Annotated in this window: 17 protein-coding genes and 4 pseudogenes; 4 read left to right on the top strand and 17 right to left on the bottom strand. The window is 35.6% G+C overall.

All coding sequences use genetic code 11. From position 1 onward, the window contains the following. Positions 1-634: 634 nt before the first annotated feature. The 3 genes from GCWU000282_RS12710 to GCWU000282_RS12700 are packed head-to-tail and all read left to right on the top strand — an operon-like array spanning position 635 to position 5,445. Positions 635-2,071, top strand: coding sequence for a sulfatase-like hydrolase/transferase (locus tag GCWU000282_RS12710; protein WP_023355555.1), 1,437 nt, complete (start codon positions 635-637; stop codon positions 2,069-2,071). A gap of 37 nt (positions 2,072-2,108) precedes the next feature. Then, complete coding sequence (locus GCWU000282_RS12705; RefSeq protein WP_023355554.1) at positions 2,109-3,926, top strand: sensor histidine kinase; 1,818 nt, start codon at positions 2,109-2,111, stop codon at positions 3,924-3,926. After that, entirely contained in the window at positions 3,904-5,445 is a 1,542-nt protein-coding gene (locus tag GCWU000282_RS12700) for a response regulator transcription factor (RefSeq protein WP_023355553.1), read from the top strand. Before GCWU000282_RS12705 ends, GCWU000282_RS12700 begins: the two co-directional genes overlap by 23 nt. Before the next feature lie 176 nt (positions 5,446-5,621). Here the strand turns inward: GCWU000282_RS12700 and GCWU000282_RS12695 are convergent. The 12 genes and pseudogenes from GCWU000282_RS12695 to GCWU000282_RS12640 form a co-directional block, all read right to left on the bottom strand. Beyond that, a pseudogene (locus GCWU000282_RS12695) lies at positions 5,622-5,852 on the bottom strand (DEAD/DEAH box helicase family protein); the annotation flags it as partial. 289 nt (positions 5,853-6,141) lie between these two features. After that, positions 6,142-8,064: a hypothetical protein gene (locus tag GCWU000282_RS12690; protein WP_023355551.1), complete on the bottom strand. Its 1,923-nt coding sequence runs from the start codon at positions 8,062-8,064 to the stop codon at positions 6,142-6,144. A gap of 76 nt (positions 8,065-8,140) precedes the next feature. Then, on the bottom strand, positions 8,141-8,380 hold the full coding sequence (locus tag GCWU000282_RS12685) for a type II toxin-antitoxin system death-on-curing family toxin (protein ID WP_023355550.1): 240 nt from the start codon (positions 8,378-8,380) through the stop codon (positions 8,141-8,143). After that, on the bottom strand, positions 8,377-8,619 hold the full coding sequence (locus GCWU000282_RS12680) for a prevent-host-death family protein (protein ID WP_023355549.1): 243 nt from the start codon (positions 8,617-8,619) through the stop codon (positions 8,377-8,379). Before GCWU000282_RS12680 ends, GCWU000282_RS12685 begins: the two co-directional genes overlap by 4 nt. 74 nt (positions 8,620-8,693) lie before the next feature. Continuing rightward, a complete protein-coding gene (locus GCWU000282_RS16690) occupies positions 8,694-8,840 on the bottom strand; it encodes a hypothetical protein (protein WP_156913152.1) in 147 nt (48 codons plus the stop codon). 195 nt (positions 8,841-9,035) lie between these two features. Continuing rightward, positions 9,036-9,392 (bottom strand): DUF1016 N-terminal domain-containing protein, encoded by a 357-nt coding sequence (locus GCWU000282_RS16685; RefSeq protein WP_242828961.1) that lies wholly within the window; start codon positions 9,390-9,392, stop codon positions 9,036-9,038. Positions 9,393-9,629: 237 nt separating this feature from the next. After that, positions 9,630-10,385 (bottom strand): annotated as a pseudogene (locus tag GCWU000282_RS12670) (HsdM family class I SAM-dependent methyltransferase); the annotation flags it as partial. 476 nt (positions 10,386-10,861) lie between these two features. Further along, entirely contained in the window at positions 10,862-11,650 is a 789-nt protein-coding gene (locus GCWU000282_RS16085; RefSeq protein ID WP_023355545.1) for a GIY-YIG nuclease family protein, read from the bottom strand. 199 nt (positions 11,651-11,849) lie between these two features. Beyond that, on the bottom strand, positions 11,850-12,197 hold the full coding sequence (locus GCWU000282_RS17710; RefSeq protein ID WP_023355544.1) for a Fic family protein: 348 nt from the start codon (positions 12,195-12,197) through the stop codon (positions 11,850-11,852). A 21-nt stretch (positions 12,198-12,218) separates the two neighbouring features. Beyond that, positions 12,219-12,620, bottom strand: a complete 402-nt coding sequence (locus GCWU000282_RS17705) for a hypothetical protein (RefSeq protein ID WP_023355543.1) — start codon at positions 12,618-12,620, stop codon at positions 12,219-12,221. Positions 12,621-12,874: 254 nt separating this feature from the next. Further along, positions 12,875-12,976, bottom strand: a pseudogene (locus GCWU000282_RS17575) (SEC-C metal-binding domain-containing protein); the annotation flags it as partial. Positions 12,977-14,868: 1,892 nt separating this feature from the next. After that, positions 14,869-15,144 (bottom strand): annotated as a pseudogene (locus tag GCWU000282_RS12640) (type I restriction-modification system subunit M N-terminal domain-containing protein); the annotation flags it as partial. Positions 15,145-15,404: 260 nt separating this feature from the next. On the opposite strand from GCWU000282_RS12640, the gene trhA reads away from it, so the two are divergent. Continuing rightward, positions 15,405-16,115: a PAQR family membrane homeostasis protein TrhA gene (gene trhA / locus GCWU000282_RS12635; RefSeq protein ID WP_023355540.1), complete on the top strand. Its 711-nt coding sequence runs from the start codon at positions 15,405-15,407 to the stop codon at positions 16,113-16,115. Between the two features lie 146 nt (positions 16,116-16,261). Here the strand turns inward: trhA and GCWU000282_RS12630 are convergent, their stop codons facing one another. From GCWU000282_RS12630 to GCWU000282_RS12610, 5 genes are all read right to left on the bottom strand, one after another. Beyond that, positions 16,262-19,927 carry a polysaccharide lyase 8 family protein gene (locus GCWU000282_RS12630; RefSeq protein ID WP_023355539.1) on the bottom strand — a complete coding sequence of 1,222 codons (3,666 nt, stop codon included), beginning with the start codon at positions 19,925-19,927 and terminating at the stop codon, positions 16,262-16,264. 53 nt (positions 19,928-19,980) lie between these two features. Beyond that, complete coding sequence (locus tag GCWU000282_RS12625) at positions 19,981-20,784, bottom strand: gluconate 5-dehydrogenase (RefSeq protein ID WP_023355538.1); 804 nt, start codon at positions 20,782-20,784, stop codon at positions 19,981-19,983. Between the two features lie 9 nt (positions 20,785-20,793). Continuing rightward, positions 20,794-21,636: a 5-dehydro-4-deoxy-D-glucuronate isomerase gene (kduI, locus tag GCWU000282_RS12620; RefSeq protein ID WP_023355537.1), complete on the bottom strand. Its 843-nt coding sequence runs from the start codon at positions 21,634-21,636 to the stop codon at positions 20,794-20,796. A 125-nt stretch (positions 21,637-21,761) separates the two neighbouring features. Continuing rightward, the gene (locus tag GCWU000282_RS12615; RefSeq protein WP_023355536.1) at positions 21,762-22,550 is read right to left on the bottom strand and encodes a hypothetical protein; all 789 of its coding nucleotides are present in this window, start codon (positions 22,548-22,550) and stop codon (positions 21,762-21,764) included. A gap of 21 nt (positions 22,551-22,571) precedes the next feature. Next, positions 22,572-23,777, bottom strand: a complete 1,206-nt coding sequence (locus GCWU000282_RS12610) for a glycoside hydrolase family 88 protein (RefSeq protein WP_023355535.1) — start codon at positions 23,775-23,777, stop codon at positions 22,572-22,574. Positions 23,778-23,833: the final 56 nt, after the last annotated feature.

Genomic DNA, 23,833 nt, shown 5'->3' with positions numbered 1-23,833 from the left:
ATGCAGAATATGCAGATTGCAAATATATCCGACATGGCATATGTGTCACAATATACCGGTTCCAAAGCACTGACAGCACTGGAAGGAGTTTTCGCCCTTGGTCTTGACCGTAAAAATTTTCTACCGAAAGACCTTAATAAAAAATGTCGTAAAAAATTTTAAGATAAGCTTTGGATACAACATTTTTACAGCACTTAAAAAGGCGTAATATCCTTTAATTTTCAAGGGTTTACGCCTTTTAATATTTTTTAACTGTCGAAAACGGGATTATAATAAAATTTCTAAAAACTTTGTTTACGATTATTTTACTTTTCTTTCAAATTATTTTGTTTCTGAAATTTAATTTAGATTTTTCTATAAATATTTTGACATTTCTTTCACTTATTTGTGTTTTTTCACACACTATTGACAACAAAAACCGCCTATTATATGATAATTTAGTATAAAGATACAAGTGTCAAAAGTATAAAAATTCGATGCAAGCTTGCTTGCAAGAGAATTTATTATCTTTTGACATCGTATAAAACATTTGCAAAACATCAAGTAATCACATAATTAAATCGCCTGTCCGGGAAATCTGTGGTATATGGCATGAATAATTAGAATCTGGTACAGGCAAAGAAGGAGAACTGATATGAATACAGAACGCCCAAACATTGTTTTTATTTTATCCGATGACCAGGGAATGTGGTCTATGGGTTGTGCGGGAAATGATGAAATAATAACTCCGAATATGGACAGGCTGGCAAAGGAAGGAATGTTGTTTAACAACTTCTTCTGTGCCTCCCCTGTCTGCTCACCTGCAAGAGCTTCTTTACTTACGGGAAGAATCCCGTCTCAACATGGGGTGCATGACTGGCTTAGAGATGATAATAAAAAGCAGGGAGATATTGAATACTTAAAAGGTATGAAGGCATATACAGAAGTTTTGGCAGAAAACGGCTATGTATGCGGTCTATCAGGTAAATGGCATATGGGCAACAGTGCTGTACCTCAAAAAGGCTTCTCTCACTGGTTTGCTCACAAGTCAGGAGGAGGTCCTTATTATAATGCTCCGCTTATTAAAAACGGAGAGCTTTACAGGGAACCACGCTATGTAACCGATGTAATAACAGATGATGCGATAGAGTTTATAGAAGAACAGGCGGGCAAACAGCCATTTTATCTGACTGTGGGCTATACAGCGCCGCATTCTCCATGGCTAAATAACCATCCGAAGGAATATACTGATTTGTATAAAGACTGCCCTTTTAATTCCATTCCAAAGGAAAAAGAACATCCTGACAGCATTTATTTAACCAAAGAAGTATCAAAAGATGTGCGTGCCAACCTGATAGGATATTTTGCCGCAGTTACTGCTATGGATGCAAACATAGGAAGAATAATAGATAAGATTGAAGATTTAGGTATCAGAGAAAATACCCTGATAATATTTACAAGTGATAACGGCTTTAGCTGTGGGCATCATGGCTTCTGGGGTAAGGGAAACGGTACTTTTCCGATTAATATGTATGACAGCTCTGTTAAAGTGCCTTTCATAGCCTCACAGCCGGGTGTTATTCCTGAAAATAAAGTATGTGATTCTCTTGTTTCAGCCTATGATTTTATGCCTACCTTATTAAACTATATAGGAATCAAAGATTATGAAGATGACAGTCTTCCGGGAAGAAGCTTTGCAAATGCCTTGAAAGGTCTTCTATATGAGCAGGATGATAAAATCGTAGTGCTTGACGAATATGGTCCAAACCGTATGATACGAAGTAAAGAATTTAAGTACATCAAACGCTATCCTTACGGACCTGACGAAATGTATGACTTGATAAATGATCCTGATGAACGAAACAACCTGCTCTTACAGGATAATCACAGTGAAAAAGCCGCTGAACTAAGATATGAGCTTGAAACTTGGTTTAATAAATATGTTAATCCTGAGATTGATGGTGCAAAGGAAGCGGTTTACGGTTCCGGACAGATTAATCTTGCCGGGCTTTGGGCAAAGGGGGAAGTATCTCATAGTTGTGATGATTATATTAAAGAATCTCCAAATTATAAGCCCTATAAGTTAACCTAGATTCCTCATAAAATTTAGGGCTTAAAGCAGGTTATTTATGAAAAATATAAAACTTAAAAAGATATTTCCAAATAAAATCAGGAATCAGTTATTTGCAGTATATATTTTAACAATTACTGCGATAATTATAATTATTTCAACAGTCTTGATAGCACTTTTAAGCAATCTTATGATAGATAAGATTGGTGCTTCAAGACTGGATCTTTTAAAACAGATCGGAGAAAGAGCCAATGCCATTAAAAACAGCAGTATTACCATTTCCAATCTTTACAAGCTAAATACCTCACTTATCTCTGCACTGGATGGCAGGCTTGATGACAGGGAAGAGAAAAAGCTCAAAGTAAAGCTTGATGATATGAAGAAAAATCTTGATGTGGTATTCAGCGAAGTAGGTATAGCATTTGATGTGGTAGTAATCGGAGATAACGGTTTTTCATATTCCTCACAGGCAGGAGATAATTACGATTTTGCTTCTCTTAAAAATCAATTATGGTATAAGACGATTTATGGCAAAGATGATGATATAACCTTTATCAGCAGCTTTAAGGATAATTTCGGTTCAAAAAAGAAACAGTATGTTTTCAGTGCTTCCAGACGAATTTTAGATGCTGAAGGACATGAAATAGCCACTTTATTAATAAATATTGACGAGGTCTATCTCTCTGATATCTACAAGTCTGCATTGAACGGTACTAATATCATCTATATAATTGACATTAACGGTAATATCATATCGCATACAGATAAAAATATGAGGGGAATGAATTTCATCAATGTAGAAAATTTTAAAAAACTTTATGGTGAAAATGAGTTCCGAATTACCAAAAAGTCTAGCGGTAAATACCTTATTTCAAACTATCATGATACACAGACAGGTTGGACAATAATAGAAGAAATGCCTGCCTCCTTTGTATTTTCTGATGTTTACAGAGCCTATATTATTATATTTATAATAATGGGAATTTGCTTTTTCATTGCACTCATTATCTCTTACCTTGTTGCAAGGAAGGTATCAAAGCCTTTACTTAAGCTATGTGACTCTCTAAATCAGGTAAAAGAAGGAAATTTTGATGTTGTAAGCGATGTAAAAGGCTATGATGAGATTAATCTGCTTAAAAATAGTTTTAACAGCATGGCGCAGGAAATAAAAAAATTACTGGAAGACATAAAAATTAAAGAGGCGTATAAACGCCGTATAGAAAATGATTTGTTAAAAGCACAGATTAACCCTCATTTTTTATACAATACCTTGTTTTCTATCAAATGCCTTGTAGAAACCGGACAGCCCGAAGATGTAATCAAGATGATAAGTGCATTTATAGACTTCCTTAAAATGACATTAAGGCAGGATGCAGACCTTATATACCTAAGTGAAGAATTTGCAATTACGGAAAAATATTTAATTTTACAGCAAATCCGCTATGGAGATATGCTAAGTTTTGAATTTGAACCTGATGAGGAAACCAGGGATTGTATGGTTCCTGCTCTGATTCTTCAACCTATAGTTGAAAACGCAATTTTTCATGGCATAGAAGCTAAAAATGAAATGGGAATCATCATAATTACTTCTAAAATACAAAATGAAAAGCTGATTATCTCTGTCAGTGATGATGGCATAGGTATGAACAGTGAAGTCTTGGAACAGGTTATTAGTAAGTGCAATAAAAAAGAATATACAAGAAATGAATCCATTGGAATCGCCAATGTTTCAGGTCGTATCAAAGTTGACTTTGGTGATGAATACGGACTAAATATAGAAAGTGAACCTGATATCGGTACCACAGTCACTCTGGAACTGCCGGCTATCAGTAAAAAGACAAGGATTAGTGACAATGAAAATTTTAATTGCAGATGATGAAAGATTGATTTGTGAATGGTTGCAGTTTTGCATTAAAGAAAACCCCGAATATGAGATTGTCGGAGTTGCAAACAACGGAGAACAGGCATTAAAAATATACAAAGAAACAGAGCCTGATCTGGTACTTACCGATATTAAAATGCCGGTTATGGACGGTCTTAGGCTATTAAAAGAAATTAAGAAAATTAATAGCTCTACCTTTGTAATACTCTTAACCGCATTTTCTGAATTTGATTATGTGCGTGAGGCAATGCGTGAAAATGCTGATGAATACATTTTAAAAACTGAGATAAGCAAACAGTCCTTTCAGGAAATGCTTGCCGCTACCGCTGCTAAAATAAAAGAAAAAAACAGGCAAAACGAAGATGATATGTCCTACAACGGGCACAAACACTCTATTGTAAGAAATATACTGATTAGCGGAAAGCCAATTACAGAAGATGATATCAGCCTCCTAAGAGAGTATAACATAAAATGGCGTGATTCCGGATTGTTTGCTCTAGCTGTATGGAAAAGAAAACTCTTTGATAATTTTACAGTACCAAAACAGGAAAATATAGTGCATGTAATAGGCATAGAATATGATGAGTTTGTCTACGTTTTAATCGGTAATCTTTCAAGAAATCTAAGTGAACTTGAAAAGCTGAACTGCCTGCAGGAATACGCTAATAAAATTATAAACGAAAATAATTGTATGGCAGGTATCAGCAATATTACAGAGAGTTTAGTTAATGTAAGTGAAGCGGCAGAAGAAGCTGTAAATGCCTTATCTCTTGGCTTCTATAAAGAACAGGTAAAGCTGTACCGCCCACTTCTTTCCAATAAGCAACAAGGCGAAGAGAACGAAAAATCTGGCATGGAATTAAAACAGATTTATCAGGACTTTTATTCAGCCTCAGGAAAAGAGCAATATCTACAACTTGAAAAAATCTTAGATTATATTGAATCAAACAACGTTCTACAAATTAAATATATAAAAATGCTCTGCAAAGAATGTCTTGATGTAATATATTTACGATATGTAAATGATAATACTGCATTTACTAAAGACGCTTTAAATCAGGCAAAATCAGGCATTGATGAAACAGTGCACTTTTCTAAAATGAAGCGTATCTCTTTAGAATACGCCGGTGCAAATATACCCGACAATGAAATTAACGAAAAGGAGCTTTCCCAAAGAATATTTAAAGCTGTAGTGTTTATCCAACAGCATTATAATGAGCCAATCAGCTTAGAGCAGATTGCTCAGGAGGCTAATTTAAACCCTGAATACCTTTCCAGAGTGTTTAAAGAGGAAACCGGCTACAATTACAGTGCGTTTTTATCTAATATAAGATTAAAAAAGGCTGAATATTTATTGATTAATACTGTTGAAAAAGTCCAAAATATAGCTGAAATGGTGGGATATTCCAATGTCAGTTATTTTTCCACGATATTTAAGAAGAAGTATGGAGTAAATCCTTACGAATTCAGGCGTAATAATGCAGGGAAGTATGCTGGTGGGGAAAGAAAATAGGTTGAAAAGAAAAGGAGCATTTAGATTATAATATCATAATGCTCCTATCTAAACATGTGGATTTTATTTATTTTCTTTGCTAATCTGAAGGTTATTTTAATAATTTTTTCCTACGCAGCCGCATCCTTATTTACTTTCTCAATAGCCTGTCTTATCCCCTGCCATAAACTCAAATCAGCAAAAATATCCCTGTATTTATTATAAATAGACCTATGGGCTTCATCACAGATCACCAAGTCGAAATGTCCACAGGTAAATAACTTGACTTCATTATCCTTTACTTCATCAATGCAGTTCATCATTGTCTGGTAGGTAGAGAAAGCACAGTGTGCAGTGTAATTATCTTTTTCTTCTACAAGATTAGTACAGGATAAATTTGGCAACATATTTACAAAATTCTTTTTTATATTATTTACAACAAATTTCTGCAAGAGATAACTTATACTAGATTCCATATCTATTTTTGATGTTCAATAACCCAATCCAGCAATTCTTCATAGTTCTTTTTACCAGCTACCACATCAAGAATTGTCTCGTATAACTCTTTTTGAGTATACGAAAACTCTATCCATTTAATGCAAGAAAAACCAGCATTGTATGAACTCCTATCCTTTTATTACCACTCTTGTGTCAAGTATGGGATACATTTTTCGTAAGCACCTCATAAAAAGGAGTCTTATAAGCATACTAAGTCTATTATAAATATACACCTTTCCATATAAAGTAAGGATTTTTCAGAAAATCTACTAATTCCTCAGGTGATACTTTATCATTTTTTCTAAGATATTTGATAATATCTTTTTCTCCATCCCTTATTGTAATTTTTCCATAATTGAATAATACATTTAATGCGCTCATATCTGTAATATAAATATTTTCAATACATTCTCCTGAACGATAAAAACTGTTTGATACATAAAATTTAATTATTTTATATTTACTTAAATCCTCTATTTCGTAAAACTCTAATACCTTTTGTGGATTTTGTTCAAAGTATTCTTCTACATATTTCAACTGCTTTAACACCTTATTTAACTTTCTGTCATAATTCACATACTCTCTCTTTTCTAAAGGCATTGATTTATTTTTTAATTGTGCACAAAAAATATATTTGCCTTTAATTGCCAATATATCTATATCACCTATATGTCCTTCAGCCGTTGTAAAATTCAACTGAGCTTTTCTTGGATTATATACTTTAAAATCATGTTTCTCAAGCATCAACTTTAAATTATCTTCAAAAATATCACCTTGTTTAAAATCTATCTCTAATTTATTTATATGTTCAATAAATACTCTTCCAAAATTTGTTGACATTATAAGCGAAGGCGAGATTGTATAAGTATCACGAATTTTTATAAGAGGACAACAAAATATATCTTTAACTTCATATGAACCAAAAGTATAAAAGTCAATTATTTCATCAATCACATCACTTACAATCACTTTATCAAAACAATAAAAACAAATAGCTTTAATAATTGTATTTAACTCTTTTTTATCTATGTTTATAGCAGATGTAATTGAATGCTTTTGCTTTTGGGCAAAAAATAATTCTTCTCCTAGATAATAATAATTAGCTAATCCCAAAATTGCCATACGAAAATAAAGCAAATCTTTAAAAGTAAATTTCATTTTTTTCCCATATATCACAACATTATCTATAAGTTTATTCACATCAATATAATTGTCTAACAGAATATGTTCTGTAAAGTTCAAAGAATCAGTTATAATAGTTTTGATAATAGTTAGAAATTCTTTTGATAAAAGATCCATTTTAATTTTAAAAGCATTATCACCAAATTCAATATAACAACTAATGCTTTCTTTTTGCAAGATTGTGAGATTTTCTAAATTATTTTTTATATTTTTAAATAACTGATTATGATCATACTTCCTTTGTCTTAATTTCGGCAAATCAAATTTAACTACTCTATCATACGGATATTTTATATGAAACTCTTCTGTTTTAAAATTGTAGTCAATAACATTTACTTCTTTAGACCTCACCATTTCCAATAAATCATCTGTACAATTTAATTTACACATAACATTAATAAAATCGCACTTACTTAATTTTTCAATAACTTTTATATAATCTAGCGTCTTCAGAACATCAGAAAATTCATGTTTTTCAGTATAAATTTTTGCCATAACTCTATTTAAACTATTTATCGCCATTTCTATGTTAGTCTGATTAACAATCACTATCTTTTCCATTATTTTTTTGTCTGTATGTTCCGTTAACCTTTTGTTTAAATCATGTATAAAATTTTCATATTGGCACACAATTCCAAATACCACACATACTATACTTTCTTCTTTACAAATCTTAAAATCTCTTTCCTCCTTTTCCAACAGAGACGCAAAAACTTCATTTATAATACTAATTTGATATATATAGCTTTCTAACTCCGGAAAAGACTCTGCTATCCTTTTAGATAAGGGCTTAATAAATTTTTCATTGTATTCTTTATCCGAGGTTTTACATACTAGAATGTCTTTATATAAAACCAAATTTTCAATTTTTTCTCTTTCGAAACTATATAGTTTTTTCATGACGGTCTCGATACTGTCATCATAATTTTTATTCGATATAATCTCGTCCAAATTCAACATACAATACACCTCCTACATAAAAGCAGATATCCAATACTTAATTCGCGTGCAATATTCTTATGTTCATAATTTATATTTATACCCCCTTCATCACGAGAAACTCCTCAAACATACAATGATTTTTTATAAGCCCATACCCTAGTCTTGCAGCTTTTGCTTGAATTGTAGGATACAACTCATCTCCTCCAAAGGATTGAAAAGGAGCTTCAAGTGCTGATTCTAAAAGGCTGAAATCTCTAACTCCATCTTTACCGCCGGTTTCTTGTATAAGTTGAGAATGTAGCATAAGAATCTGCTCCTTACTTAGTTTTCTCATTTAGCCAATACCGCATACGCTTCCTTATTCTGTGCTATAAGCTTCTTTGAGATACTGAGTACATCATCATCAGATGCAATAATATCAACGTTAGCTTTACTGAAATCAATAATAAGATATCTTGGTACATTGTTTTTTAATATTACAGCTGAACCCTTCTCGTCTACAAGTCTCGCTACTTTTGAAAAATTCTGATTCGCTTCAGAAATGGAAACCATTGTATTTGTATCTATAGTCATGTATAAACCTCCCTCTTTTTCTATAGTATATATAAATATTAGGATAATTTCAACCTAATTATGAGTTCACTTATTCAAGGCATATACTTCTGATGTGCAGTTTTTACATTATTCTGATTTACCATAGACAATACACTCCCTGCCTTCAAAATCAATATCATCTGAGTAATCGGTAAATACTCAGACATTTCATTCAATACAACTACTATTTTTTCTTCCATGCTGGTATCTCCTTCATCTACCAACATCCTTCAACCATAATTTTTTTATAAGAACTTTCTTACCAATTTAGACACTTCTTCTTTATTTTTACTTGATAACAATCTTTCATAGAAAAAACTGTTTATTTGTCTGTCAAGTTGCCTTGTACTCCAATTAGATTTTATAGCTTCTTCTAAATAAAAGTTTCTTGCCTTTTAATTTTCCACACGCATCAAACTGCGGTAATATGTCCAACTCAATTCGCTACGCAGTGCGTAGCCATTTGGGAAAATAATATAAAATTGTCTCATATTCTTAAGATTTGCAACTGTAAAGCCTTTCCCAAAATCTTTAGTCATCTGTTTAGATAACTCTTCAAGCAATCCCTGTCCATATTCTGCTGTATCTTTACCGCCTTGTTCTTCAATAATCTTCTTACCTATATTCCAATATGCCTGAACCATTGCAAAATTAGCGGTATTATAAACTTTATTCCTTGCGTTTACTAAAATACTTTTTATCTCATTATAAAAATCATTTTTTATCCCCTCACCTCCCCGGTTTATCGTCAAAATTCTTTCTATCATAGATAATCTATGCAAAATATTTTTGCATTAATGAGTCAAATAAAACCTGTGTTTCATCAAGTGCTTTCTGCACTGCAACTTTGAATTTGCAAATAACAAAGCTGATATTTTAATATGATTTTTCAATTTACAGCTTCGAATGATTGATTTCTAAGCGAGCGCATTAGGTTTTTCGCAGAAAAACCGGAGCGAATCTGAAATGCTATCATTCGAAGCGTTAACTTTGTTAAATTGCAAATCCACAATTTCCTTCTTAGGAACCATAAATGACTTGTCTGTACGTTTTCTGTCTGACTCTTTATCTAAATTTTTAAATCTCTGAATTATATCAGGAATATCATTATCTGCTACAGGAGAACGCTTATCATCCAAGCTGAAACCATCTGCTGTCATATCATAAAACCATAGATTATCCGTGCCACCATGTTCTGTCTTGGTAAAGATAAGAATAGCTGTTGAAACTCCTGTATATAGCTTAAACACACCGGAAGGCATAGAAATAACAGCAACCAACCTTTGATTTTCCACAATTTCTTTTCTTATATCCTTATGTGCCTTAGATGAGCCAAAAAGTACTCCGTCAGGTACAATACAGGCACAACGCTCGCCTATCTTATGCATACGGATAAATAAAGTTAAAAACAAAAGCTCTGTTTTCTTTGTTTTACATACTTTCAGCAAATCCCCCGAAACCGAATCTGCATCAAGACTTCCCTTAAATGGCGGATTGGCAAGCACCAGCGAATATTTGTCTTTATCAGAGTTCCTGTCTGACAAACTATCCCTATATTCAATAAACGGATTATCAATTCCATGTGTCATCATATTCATCGCATCGATACGGAGCATGGTTCTGTCCATATCATAACCATAAAACATATGATTCATATAATGCTCTTTTTTCTGCCTGTTATAGAAAATTTCTTCCTTCCTGTTTTCTTTTAAATATTCTCCGGCTGCAACCAAAAATCCTGATGTTTCCTCGCGTGTCAATCTAATGACACTATTTTCTTTGGAATTATCTGGATACATTTCTGTTACCTCTTAGGATTCCCTCTCAGCGATCCCTTTCTGTGCATTTTTTTGCTTTAGCCAAACTTCGATGATATCCCTTTCTACTAAGGTTAAGTGTTTGCCTTTTTCTTTCTCTATTATAATTAGTTTGCATCGGTTACCTTCCGTTATTATTGTTTTGTAGCAAATCCAATTATAGCACAGACAATAACTCGATACTTTTTTATTATCTTTTAAGTGTACACTTTATTTTTAACTTATAATCCTTTTTGCTCCCTATAATGCAATCTTCTCCGTCCCGCTTTTCTGAACTTGTAGAGAGAAAACCGAGAAAAGAGTACTGCCTCTAAACTCCATCCGATCAGGCAAGAAGATCATCAAATTCGCACACTCAATTCATGACATCTGTTCCGTTGTCATTTCAATCCGGCATTTTTGTATCAATTATCCTTTACATTATATGGAGTGTAGATCTTGTTCAATAATTCCGACTCGACTCGTTTATAATCTGTTGTCTGATAGAAATAGAGGCTGACAATCTTACCTCTTTCAAAGAGCCCAAGGACAGCTTTATTCATCTTGCAGTTTGTACTCTGTCCACCTACATAGCAGTTACGAGGTGAGATATTTCCATATCCGGCATTAAAACGTTGTCTTAAATTGGCAGTTTCTCCGATATAGATAATCTGACCGTCCACAACCCATAGATAAACACCTGCGCCGCCATCCGCTTCAATGCGGAATCGACAAAAATTACCTTTTCCATAATGTAGTAATTCCACGCTTCCTTTGTTTTCATACGCATCTTGTGGTCTGTACTTTATCACATTGCCATCCTTATTGCGATCAGGGATCAGATCCTGAATAAATGTAAAGGTGTATCCGCAAACATTCATTGTGCTTTCGGCGGATACGGCTTTTCCATAAACCTTTCCATCATTAACGAACACACCGCAAACTTCAGCGGAAAGAGCTTTCTTTGCTGCCGACTTCCCCTTTTTTGAAAAGACAGCTATGTCTGCACCGAGGTTTACCTCTTCAACTTTATATCCTGCATCCAGCCACGCATATGCTTGTGAGTGTCCTCCGTTTGCCCACCATTCCTTATATGTATAAGCACTGTGAGGCAAAGTCTGCCCCAATAGATTTTCAATCTCTGAAAAAGTAAGTCGAACGAAGTCTTTCTCCGAAGAAACCAGAAATTGATTCAGCGGATCGTATTTTCCCATTTTTATTCTCCTTCGCATATTAAAAAATATTGTCCATCTATATTCTTTATTTTTTTCAGCCCAAGTAAGTATTTGTCATAATCAGACATAAACAATTTATTTTGACTCACTAACTATATTTCAATGCTCGTTTTTCAATCTTAATGTCCCTTTAGAAGTTCGCTTACCCGTTCAGTTTTATCAATTCAATGTCCGCTTATCAGTCTTCAATGTTCATTTTTTTATATTTCTGCATCCTACTGTTCGGCTTAGCAGGTATCGTCATTTCAATCTTCCCTGCCTCAAGCAAAGGCTTAATATATTTTTCTGAAAAGTTTCTCCTACCGGCCAGTCCCATAAATTCTTGCATTTCTTTCCTGCTACGAGGTATGGAACAAAATTGAATAAGATCTTGTATCGTGACTTGCTCCTTTACTTGCTCCTTATCTTGTTCCCTTGAATCAACTTCTATAGTCGGCCAAATCGTAGCTGTTGCAGCTTCGGATAGAGAAAAAATAGTCGTAAAGACATCCGCCTTTATAAAGACAGGCTCTCCACCGGAGTACATCTTCGTCTATTTGTTGCTGTTTCACATGCTGCTTCCAAGCTCGTCAGCAAGTCCGATTTCTCGGAACACTTTTGATATCGGCGGATTTTTTGCGAATGATCTGAATGTTTTCAGATTCAGGTTTCCGTGCCCGTGCGCAAGATTCGCATTTTCTGTTGTGATCTTATCTCGCTCAATGACGAGTTTCGGTACATACCCGCTAGAAAAATCACGGTGTATGAGCAGGTTTGAAATGATTTCACGCAGAATTTTATCTCTGGCACTTACCCTCTGGACACCATCCAGTGTAAACACATCATTCAGATGCTTCTTCCCAAATTCCATCAGACGGTCATAGCTTTCAATCAGATTTGTGATCACCACATCCCTGTCATCATAACGATCAATATTGAACACTCTGAAAATAACTTCACTTAATGACATCTATCTCGGTAACTCAACTATCACACTATTTGATCCCAGCCACCATAGATAAGTTACAGCAGCGTGATTATCCACTCTACCTCTTGAAACTGCCTAAAGCAGAAAAACGCCTGAAATCAAGAGCTTTCGTATCTATCACCCTTTGACCCTTGGCATCAATACCACCGTCTCAACATGGCTCGTTGGTAAAGCCGAGGTAATATAGCAGTTGGCTATAACAGGTAACTATGCCGTTTTTATGATTATTCAATTAACTAATCATAAATCCCTTTTCCCAAGCAACACTTTTTATATTTTTTACCACTGCCGCAGGGACAAGAATCATTTCTACCAATTTTCTTTTTTTTATGAATCGTTTGGGTATTTGTAGGAAAATTGTAAGGAATTCCATGTTTTTCAAAATACACCTTATCTACAAGGCTAGGACCATCCGGTGCAAAAAATAACATTGTGTCTTTCTTTCTCGGTATATTGTTCATCAAAAATGACTCAAAAATATCTAGTTCGTCAGATGACATCATTTTAGAATGATTATCGATTCGCCATACTATATAGTCCAAAAAATCTTTATGTGTCTTATTTAAATAAGTTAAAACTTCATATATGTTATCTAAATCATGCCAATTACAAACCCAAGGAAACGGTTGATTATCCTCTTTAACCAAAAGTTCACTAGTATTTACAGCAATATCACCAAATTGATTTAATGTTAACACTAAAGGCAAAATCTTTTTCTTTTGAGTATCAATGATTTTAAACTTTTTGTTCTTATTTTCAAAAAGTTCTATATCACCACGATTTTCAATTAGTTTTTTCAAGATAATCGCCTGTTCATATGCACCACCTATACCCGCATCCGAGTCGAAATGATTTTTTATCCTCCTAAAGCTTTTTTCAGGATTAAAAAAAGGCTCTCTAACCTTAGAAGCTTTCACTTCTGCAATCAATATATAATCATCTATTTCAACTAATAAATCATGTTCTTTTGTTCCTCGTTCTTCACATACACTTTGATGTATCTTAGCTTTATCTCCAAATATTTTTTCAAAAAGTTCACAAAATAATTTTTCAACTACTTCTGCTTTTTTCTTTTTGTATTTGTCAGCAAACGAATTCGTATTCTTTTCCAAGATATCAGTTACATAAGCAAATATAGCGTTAAGCACAAAATTGGGAAGTACAACAAATAGTAATGCATTTTTCTCAATACGGCACAATGGTTTTTCTTCAAAAGGATTATTACCATTATAATAAGAAAAATCCCTTTCTTCTCGTTGTAAACTAAATGTATCAACAAGAATCTGTGCTTTCGTTTCTCCAAATATTTCACAAACACTTTCAATCGAAATAGAATTTAAGTTATCTGCAGCACTCTGTAATTTCTGACTTACCTCTCCTCTCCCATATTCAAGCATTCTGGCATATTCTTCTTCGATATTCGGCGAATTAGGATTTAATGATTGCAAAAAATTCTCTATCTCTTCGTATATTTTTGAAGTAGCATTTTTTGAATTTTCAACCTCATCATATACTAGTTGATAAAAAGAAATGTAATCTTCTAATTCCAGCCCTGTAAGTTTCTGTAATTCGCCATTAAAGTCACCATACAATTTTCTCATCAGTTCTATCGTCTGTTCAGGATATCTTAAAATTCCCATGTCAAAATACGACGTAAAAGCTTTCATAGAAACCATGCTTTGATGAGCCAGTTCACTCTCAGCGTGCATTCCCGCCTCAAAGAAATTCTTAAAATAATCAAATGTTATATTTTGAATATCACTCTCAATACTCTCAAACCATTTTTCATCATGTTTGTTCCCAGTGCTTTTATCCTCTGTACTCATAAGTAATCCAGCAAGATAGATTAGCTGTCTTTGTGGAGACATTAATTCTGTCTTTGCAAATATATCTGCTTGTCTCGCAATATCCGCCCCATTCTGCCCAAATACCAAAAAGCGAGTACTAATCATCCTCAAAAGGTCTATAGTATCAATTTTTTCTAATTTTAATTTTAAATCTTTTATTTTTGCTTCCATTATCACACCCCACTTAGTTTATTTTGCAGGTTCCACTATTCTCGCGCCTGCTTTCTTACTGTTGAAAAGGCATAAGTATTGAATATATTATCAATTTTTTTATCTTTATCTCGATTCACCCTATTATGAAGCTAACACTCAAAATTATGCAAGTCAGCACATTACTCAATGGGATGCTGTTAAGCCTTTACCCCACAAGCTGGATCACAGATTACCTCATCAGCAGAAAAATCATTGAATACTGACCATTTTAGCTGAGAACCGGCAATAATTCGGTCTCCGATTTTTATTTCATCTGAAAATATGCTCTGATAGGGCAACCCAAGCATTTCACTCTCTTTTGCCTTTAAATTATCCGACTCATCTAAATCTTGAATAAACATAAGATAAGTAATCTGTTCAATTACCTCTAAAGGATTAACCAAGCCACCTGCAGCAAATATATCCCATAGGCTGTCAATTTTATTTTTCAATTTTCCTGCAATTATCTGATTCTCTTCTTTCCACACATATTTACTAAATACATATTTGCTTCAGCTTAGCTTCTCGCAATTTTCTAAAAAATATCAGTTCTTGCTATTTTACTAAAGTTTAATTTCATCGTCAACGGTTTGAATCTAGCCATTTATACGTCTATGACTAAATTAAAATCATCCTACACACTTTTAAACTTGAAATCTCCTTAAAAATGATGTAGTATTGTATAACACATCATGTAGTTTTGAAAACTACATTAAGGAGGTAAACTATGAAGGTAAAAAATAGAGAAAAAACCAGATTCGGTGTACTGCCGGGAACTATCTCCATTCAGATACGGGAACCCGGCTCTGCCCTTACACATTTTTTTGGCTTGATTCTTTTATGGATTGGAGCCGGTCCGCTTCTGCAAAGGTCTCTGGAACATGGAAGTACTGCCACAGCTTTGTCAATGTTTGTTTTTATTTTGTCTGCCAGTCTGCTCTACGCAGCCAGTACCTTGTATCACTCTGTGGTTTTAGACCTTAAAAAAACGTTAATCTTCCGTAAAATAGACCATATTATGATATCTGTGCTAATTGCGGGAACATATACACCTGTATGCCTTACTGCACTTAAAGGCCCGGTAGGTTATCTTTTGCTGGGAAGTATATGGACATTGGCTCTGGGAGGAATTTTATTAAAAATCTTTTTTGTACATTGCCCTAAATGGCTTTCCTCCACACTTTATGTAGTGATGGGCTGGCTCTGTGTCTTCGCCATGAAACCTTTGTACAGAATTTTACCTCTCTCCGCTTTTTTATGGCTGTTATTCGGTGGCATTGCCTATACCGTAGGTGCAGTTATCTATGCTTTTAAGTTAAAAGCTTTTAACGAAAAACATATTTACTTCGGTTCCCATGAAATCTTTCACGTTTTCATTATGATAGGAACTTTCTGCCATTATATGGTGCTTTATGGTACTTTGGCTTTTTATGTATAATTTACCTCATTTAAAAAGATAGCCCGTACATAATGTAACGAGCTATCTTTCTCTTTAATTAAAAACAGCTTTTCAGTTATTCAATCCCAAATCAGGATTAGTTTCTAACCTTGAAATCACAGACATTTGCTGCATTAGTGATACTATTAGTTTTTATCTAATTTTTCAGGTAGTACCACATAATCGGAGCCATGTGCTATCTTAAACTCCAGTACGCCTTTCTTTAGGATTTTTCCTCCATCATAATTAGTTTCTTCCAATCTGTTCTTCTTCTCATTGTAATAATATACATAGAGTTTTTTATTCTTAGGATAATTAAATCTTTTAGCATCATAGATTTTTATTGTTGCTGCTGTCGGAAGTTTTCCCTTATATGCGAACGAAACCAAAGTTCCATTTTTACCTTTAAGCAATGACTTCAAGGCTTTTACCTTACTTGACGAAACTACCTTTAATGATAAATTTATATCATTAAACTTACTCTTTGATTTTTGCAAATCCTTTCCCGTAAACGACCAGGAATATAGCACTTTCTTATTTTCATCTCTCACTGAAAGGATTACATCAGTTGACTTCTTTGCCGCTTCCTTCAATACAGATTTTTTAACCAATATCTTTGAGAGGGTTGCAAGACCTTTCTTTAACTCATCCTTTTTAATATTGAAGTTAAGCTTTATCTTTTTAATTGAATCAGTCTTCTTTGCCTCATTTGAGTTCTTTTCTGTATTATTCTGTTCTTTTGCCTGGCCTTCAGGAGTCTTATCTTCAGGAATCTGTACTCCCGGAGCCGGAGCTACAGGATTACTTGGATAACTTGGAGGTGTGGCTGTTTTTAATTTTACCTCAGCCACAGAAGTGTCACCGTTTGTACCTTTAGTATTTACAACAAGGTGAATCTTGCCGTTCTTTTCAGAAACAGCTACATTAGTGTCTGCACTTACAAGCTTACCAAATTCTTTGTCTATTTCTACTTCGATTGTTTCAGTGTTCTTCATTGTTGGATCAGATACACCGATTTCTAAGTTATCTCCTGTCTGCTTTACAATTACAGATGCCTTCTTATTACAGGTTATTCCGCTTACGCTAACTGTTTTATCCTGCCAGAAGTTTGCACCGATTACATTCTTACTCTTATACCTTACAGCCTGTACATCGGTGGTATTCGCTAAGATTTCCACAGTTGGATTCTTCTCGTATTCCTTCATCTCTTCCACAGTCTTGCCCGGAAGCATAACATAAGAATACTCTGCATTCTGAGGATTCTTGCCATGGTCAAACCATAATTCAAAATAGTTCTTCACTACATCTGTAGAAGATGTAATATTAATATTTCCCCAGTTACCTGTACTTGCCACCTTTCTTGCCTTTAGCTGTCCTGATTCCTTTGGAAAATAGTACCCAACAGCTTCCCCTGTGACATTTCCTTCAACATGAATCCATTTTGCGTTATTAACAGCACTTCCTTCCATGGATCCGGTTCCGCCACCTAAACCTTCACTGTTTACTATTTCTGCTACATTTACAGGAACAGTCTGAAGTTCAAGATTATTTCCATTTAAGGTAATCTGATTCGAAGCATCTGCATTCAACTTCCTGTTTTCAACAGTAGTCTCTGTAATGAAATTACTTTCGCTGTCATTAATTCCTGAACCTAAGCATACTACTTCATTATCAAACATAAAGTATGACTTTAATGCTCTAAGATTAGGTGCATATATGGTTTTAGTTCCACAGTCTCCCGAAAGTGACATACCGTTTACACCGTAGCCTTTAAGCTCACTTCCGCCAACCCAAGCCTCTTTTGAAGTATAATCACCTTCCTGATAGAAGTTACTGCTGTCTTTATCACCGTTACCAATGTTCTTTGATACGGTGGTTGTTCCCGGTAAGCGGAACGGATTAATGGTATTCCAGTAATTATCGTTATAGTAAGCCGTATCCTTTCCATAAAGGTAAGTCATACCGTCACCCTGATGCCATCCATACAGATTCTCACCGTTCATAATTTCGGTATTTAAAATTCTTTCGGAAAACATACTTAGGGCGAAAAGCCAGTTGTCTGCTCTGTGAATTGCTCTGTCCATAAGCGGATAATTTTTATGAACGCTTGGAACAACACCTGATATTCCTGCATTTCCAATTATTTCCTGAGCTTTTTGCTTTACAACTATTTCATTCAGTTCTTTTAAGGTGCCGATAAATTCAGGTTCTGCGGTCAACCAGTTCTTAAGATAGCTCAATAAGGTCTGCCTTCCGGCTTCACTGACAGAGTCCAATGACTTAATAATATATGTCATCACTTGGCGGCCGATTGATTTGTCAGTAACCTTTTCTCTTGAAACAGCTCTGCCTCGGAGGGTATCCAGCATTAAACCGTTGTAAACGCCTAATCCATAAGTATTTACAAATATATCTTCCAATATCTTAGCCTTTTCCGGACTAAACTGCCAAGGAGAATTACTCAAAATAGCAGAGATATTCACTATACCCTCTAACACAACTATTCCGTATGAACCCGCATAAGGTGTACGTGAATGGTCTATATAAGAACCGTCTTTATAATATCCGTTTGGATAACCTTTTTCTGCAAGAGTGGTACTATCAGCTACCGATACAAATTCAAGCACGGAAGATGAAGCTAAGCTTGCAAGATGTACAAACTCATTGTCTTCAAGCAATAATCCGAGTCCCAATGCAGTCATTGAATTATCAACTCTGTTGGCTGCATACTGCATACGATATCCCAGTACATGAGTGGAACCTGTACCTATAGCACCTCCGTGAAAAGGATCAGGCTGGAAAAATCTCACTCCCTCAGTAAATTTTATCTTCTGCTCCGGTGTCAATTTATCAGACAGAAGAATAAGCGTAGGAATTATATCTTTTGGAATACCTATCTCCCATGTCCACCAGTTATCCGTCTGTGACTGTGGACGGTAGCAGTTAGCAGTCAGCCATTCAAGGATATTTATCATATCCTTCAATAATTCAGGATTTTTATATAATGCACCATGTTCTAATCGATATGCCTTTGCCATTAGAAGTACATTCTTAAATGTCTGCCTGAATTCAACCGCATCTCTGGTAAACTCAATTGCTTTATTTCCCTTTTTCCCGATTTCCTCAGGCCAAGGTACATCTGTGCAGGCAGGCTGTCCCTTATAACTGTATTTATCCCATACTGCCTGAGCCTGCGCATTTAGACTGTTAATTGTCTCCATAATGGCAGCATCGCTCTTATCCGGATTCTCACCAACCAACTGTGCTGTCCATTTTCCTATAAGTCTCTTGTAATCTTCAGAAGAAACAGTTGGAAGATTTTCTTTTGCCGTATATAATACATTAACCTTCCATTCTTTGGTCTTACCATCTTTATCAACTGCCTTAGCGTAAACCATTCCCTTTTCATACGCTGTTAAGAGGCCGCCTTCCGCAGTCTTCTCTATCTTTGCAATGTGATCTGTCTTTGCAATCCCCTCAGTACGATCTCCGTCTACATCCCCTTCTTTTAATTCATCCTTTTTCTTCTTGCTTCCCACATTTTTGATTGGATTTCCGTCTGCGTTTTTAAACAGTGTAGTCCAGGTGATTGGCTCTGCAAATCCTTCAGGCGTCTGAATTACGGCAGTATTACCTCTGACAACATCAATGTTTGTTATTTCACTTTCTGCAGTGCTGCTTGAATCCAACTTTGCCGCCTCCTCAACCAAAGATGCCTTTGCAATCAACGGAGTTTTTGGAATTATCATTTGTGTGCATAAAATTGCTGTCATCATAAGACTTACTGTTTTTGTTATCCTTCTAAGCTTCATAAGTTACCCCCATAAGTTTGTCTTTTACCTTCTGTCTGTTTAAGAGTATATTATCAAGGCTGCTTTCCTATGTATGCAAGGATTCCTCCGTCTACATAAAGAATATGGCCATTTACAAAATTAGATGCATCCGATGCCAAAAATACTGCAGGACCTGCCAAATCCTCAGGCTCACCCCAACGTGCCGCAGGAGTTTTGGCTATAATAAATGAATCAAAAGGATGTCTTGAACCGTCAGCCTGCTTTTCTCTTAGAGGAGCAGTCTGAGGTGTTGCAATATAGCCCGGTCCTATTCCGTTACACTGGATATTATGCTCACCGAACTCAGATGCAATATTCTTTGTAAGCATTTTAAGACCACCCTTTGCTGCAGCGTATGCACTTACTGTTTCTCTTCCAAGCTCACTCATCATAGAGCAGATATTTATAATCTTCCCATGTCCCTTTTTAATCATGCCAGGAATTGCAGCCTTAGACATTATAAATGGTGCATTGAGGTCTACGTCTATTACCTCTCTGAACTCTGCTGCCTTCATCTCGCACATAGGTATACGCTTAATAATACCTGCGTTATTTACGAGTATGTCAACCACACCCACTTCATTTTCTATTTTCTTTATAAGCTCTTCTACTGCATCCTCATCAGTTACGTCACAAACATAACCATAAGCTTTAATGCCCTCTTCTTTGTAAGCCTCAATGCCTTTTTCCACAAGTTCTTCTTTTCTGTCGTTAAACACTATAGTTGCACCTGCGGAAGCAAGTCCCTTTGCAATAGCAAAGCCTATACCGTAAGAAGCACCTGTAACAAGCGCTACCTTTCCGGTCAAATCATACTGCTTCATTATGTTTTCCATATTTTTCTCCTATCTCAAATCTGTTGTTGCTATATTGTCCATATCATCAAATGCCTGATTTTCTCCGCCCATTGCCCATATAAAGGTGTAGTTTGAAGTTCCAGCACCTGAATGAATACTCCAGGATGGTGAAATAACAGCCTGTTCATTCTGCATAACGATATGTCTTGTTTCTGTACCCTCTCCCATCATATGGAATACCACCTGATTTTCAGGCACTTCAAAGTACATATATACTTCCATTCTGCGTTCATGTGTGTGTGCAGGCATGGTGTTCCATACGCTTCCCGGCTCTAATACAGTCATTCCCATTGAAAGCTGGCAGGTTTTAAGCACATCCGGATGTATGAACTGGTTAATAACTCTTTTATTTGAAGTTTCCATACTTCCGAGAGGTTTTTTGGCTGCCTTTTCTATAGGTATAAAGGTAGTCTTGTAGGAAGTGTGGGCAGGTGCACTTACCATATAAAATTTAGCAGGTGCATCAGGAGAGTTACTTTCAAATGTTACTTCCTTTGTACCCTTTGTAATATAAAGGCAGTCCTTATAGCCCATTTCAAAAACTTCGCCGTCAGCCTTTATCTTACCTGCTCCGCCTATATTGAAAATACCGATTTCACGTCTTTCAAGGAAATAGTCAGTACCGAAGTTTGCCCAGACATCAATTCCCTTACTGATGGAAACTGCTTCTTCCACAGGCATACATCCAAGAGTTACCATTCTGTCCACATGAGAATATACTGCTACTACTTCATCCTTCTTGTATAAATTCTCAATCAGAAATTCTCCTCTGATTTCCTCTGTAGTGTAGCGTTTAAAATCTCTCTGATTTGCTGAATATCTTATATCCATTTCGTCCTCCTTCTATAAATGAAAATTTAACTCAAAGTATTCACACCATAGTTAATAGACTTCTTATTCCACATCAATATATTTAGGATAAACTGTTTTAGGTCTGTGACTATGGGGTGATATTACTATGCTTCAACTCCCCAGGCTTCAATCTGTGTAAGTGCAGGGAAGGGAGATTCGCCCTCTGCCTTTATGAGCTTGTCAAGGACAAAGCTCTTAACCTTCCTTTCCTTTATCTTAAAGCACTGTGGTTTTTCTGATTTTTCAAGCTTTAATACCTCTTTGCTTCCATCATCAAAGCTAACCGTTGCACTTACCCAGTAATTATCGTGAGGATAATCCGCCCTAAGTGTAAGCCTTAGTTCATTGATAAGCACCTCTCTTCCAAAATCTATGGTAAGAGCGGCATTTGGATCTCTGTTGATGCCCCAGCTCTGATATGGGTATCTTCCATGTGAAGAATTGGAATACATTCCGTCTACGGCATTTCTTGCCGCAAACACCGCCTCTCCTCTGGTTTCCACATTTGCTGATGCATGAGGATAAAATGTAGCATTTTCATGCTGATCATATACATTTAATGCCAGGTTTTTTACCTTGCTTATTTCCTCATCCGTTGCATAGCGTGCTTCGATATAGTGCATTGCTCCTGTAAAACTTTTAGGAGAATAATTAGGTCTGTTGTTTGCAGGCGGTATAAAGAATGCCACATTTCTTCCCGGTACATATATAAATGCCTCTCTCATACTGTCTTCAAAACGAACCACACAGTATCTTCCACATCTATCCGTATCAAGCACTATTCTGTCTCCGTCAAGATATTCACTGCAGTACACAAGCTCCGCCTTATCATCTCCTTCAAATCCACAGGCTTTTTCTCTTTCATCTTTACCTACTATTTTTAATTTAATCATCTTTCTACTCCTGTAGTTGATTTACCAGTACATTTCCCAATCCGATCTTACCAGCCTTGTAAGAGCCTCCATAAAGAAGTAATCCCCCCAGATAACACATTCGTTCACACCTCTGTTTTTACAGGTATTATATGGTGTCTTCTTTGCATAGGTTCCATGCAGAAGCTGACCGTTTGATATACTCTTATCCTTTACCTGATAATTCTCTATAAGAGAGTGCATAAGTTTTCTTGCAACTGATGTATAATATGCCGCCTTCTCCTCATCAAGATACTTGCTCATTTCCAAGAAACCGCAGATTGCGATTGCTGCTGATGAAGAGTCTCTTGGCTGCTCAGCCTCATCCCCGTCTCCAAAACTTAAATCCCAGTATGGGCAAAGGTCTTTTGGAAGATGATTGAGAAAATATTTTGATACCCTTTCAAAATACTTAATATATTCTTTATCGCCTGTATTCTTATATGCAATAGCTGTACCATAAATTCCCCAGGCCTGCCCTCTTGCCCAGGCCGAAGCATCCTTATATCCCTGGCAGGTAGCACCATGAGAAAATTCACCACTGTCCGGATCAAAGAATATTGTATGCCAGGTGGAGTCATCATCCCTTATTACATACTTCATTGTTGTAAGGATATGGTTTTTGGCTATATCTGCATAATGTCCGTCCTTTGTTACCTCACTTGCCCAGTATAACAACGGAACATTAAGCATACAGTCTATAATAAGTCTTGCATTATCCCTTGCCCACATTTCTCCCCAGGCCTGAATGTACTTTCCTTCAGGGCGGTATCTGCTTACAAGCTGGTCAGCAGCCTTTATAGCCGCCTCCTTTCCATTCTCATAAGAAAGCAGCTTATATGCGGCAACACAGGACGGTATATATAAAAATCCCATATCGTGGTGGTCTATATAATGCCTTATATTGATTCTCTCTAAAAATGAATCTGCCTGCTTCTTACCTGCTGTTTCAAACAATGCTTTGTCCTCTGCATTTGCGGCATTTTCATAGGCAAGCCATACCTCTCCTGTCCAAAAACCGCTGGTCCAGTCTGTATTAATGTCCTGTTTATAAAAATTTCCTTCACTGTTTGCAGGAGGAAAATGCTCCTCAAATTCAGGAAGATTGTTCTTCACCTGTTTTGTACAGGTATCAAGAGCATTTTTCACCATCTCATCCGAAGCTTCCGGATAATTCTTTAATAAATCAACATCAATCCATTTATCCACTTAACTAATCTCCTTTTATCTTACTAACACAGGTAACATGGCTTCTTATCCCTTTG

Source organism: Catonella morbi ATCC 51271 (assembly GCF_000160035.2).
GTDB classification, from domain to species: Bacteria; Bacillota; Clostridia; order Lachnospirales; family Lachnospiraceae; genus Catonella; species Catonella morbi.
Note: the sequence above shows the minus strand (reverse complement) of the source record. Positions and strands in the feature narration are given on the sequence as shown.

What these genes read in the sequence shown, in the direction of transcription:
- GCWU000282_RS12685 (WP_023355550.1), bottom strand. Translation starts at nt 8,380, where the DNA reads ATGAGAAAACTAAGTAAGGAGCAGATTCTTATGCTACATTCTCAACTT.
- GCWU000282_RS12615 (WP_023355536.1), bottom strand. Translation starts at nt 22,550, where the DNA reads ATGATTAAATTAAAAATAGTAGGTAAAGATGAAAGAGAAAAAGCCTGT.
- trhA (WP_023355540.1), top strand. Translation starts at nt 15,405, where the DNA reads ATGAAGGTAAAAAATAGAGAAAAAACCAGATTCGGTGTACTGCCGGGA.
- GCWU000282_RS12710 (WP_023355555.1), top strand. Translation starts at nt 635, where the DNA reads ATGAATACAGAACGCCCAAACATTGTTTTTATTTTATCCGATGACCAG.
- kduI (WP_023355537.1), bottom strand. Translation starts at nt 21,636, where the DNA reads ATGGATATAAGATATTCAGCAAATCAGAGAGATTTTAAACGCTACACT.
- GCWU000282_RS16690 (WP_156913152.1), bottom strand. Translation starts at nt 8,840, where the DNA reads ATGGAAGAAAAAATAGTAGTTGTATTGAATGAAATGTCTGAGTATTTA.
- GCWU000282_RS12690 (WP_023355551.1), bottom strand. Translation starts at nt 8,064, where the DNA reads ATGTTGAATTTGGACGAGATTATATCGAATAAAAATTATGATGACAGT.
- GCWU000282_RS12705 (WP_023355554.1), top strand. Translation starts at nt 2,109, where the DNA reads ATGAAAAATATAAAACTTAAAAAGATATTTCCAAATAAAATCAGGAAT.
- GCWU000282_RS12630 (WP_023355539.1), bottom strand. Translation starts at nt 19,927, where the DNA reads ATGAAGCTTAGAAGGATAACAAAAACAGTAAGTCTTATGATGACAGCA.
- GCWU000282_RS12680 (WP_023355549.1), bottom strand. Translation starts at nt 8,619, where the DNA reads ATGACTATAGATACAAATACAATGGTTTCCATTTCTGAAGCGAATCAG.
- GCWU000282_RS16085 (WP_023355545.1), bottom strand. Translation starts at nt 11,650, where the DNA reads ATGGGAAAATACGATCCGCTGAATCAATTTCTGGTTTCTTCGGAGAAA.
- GCWU000282_RS12700 (WP_023355553.1), top strand. Translation starts at nt 3,904, where the DNA reads ATGAAAATTTTAATTGCAGATGATGAAAGATTGATTTGTGAATGGTTG.
- GCWU000282_RS17705 (WP_023355543.1), bottom strand. Translation starts at nt 12,620, where the DNA reads ATGTCATTAAGTGAAGTTATTTTCAGAGTGTTCAATATTGATCGTTAT.
- GCWU000282_RS12625 (WP_023355538.1), bottom strand. Translation starts at nt 20,784, where the DNA reads ATGGAAAACATAATGAAGCAGTATGATTTGACCGGAAAGGTAGCGCTT.
- GCWU000282_RS17710 (WP_023355544.1), bottom strand. Translation starts at nt 12,197, where the DNA reads ATGTACTCCGGTGGAGAGCCTGTCTTTATAAAGGCGGATGTCTTTACG.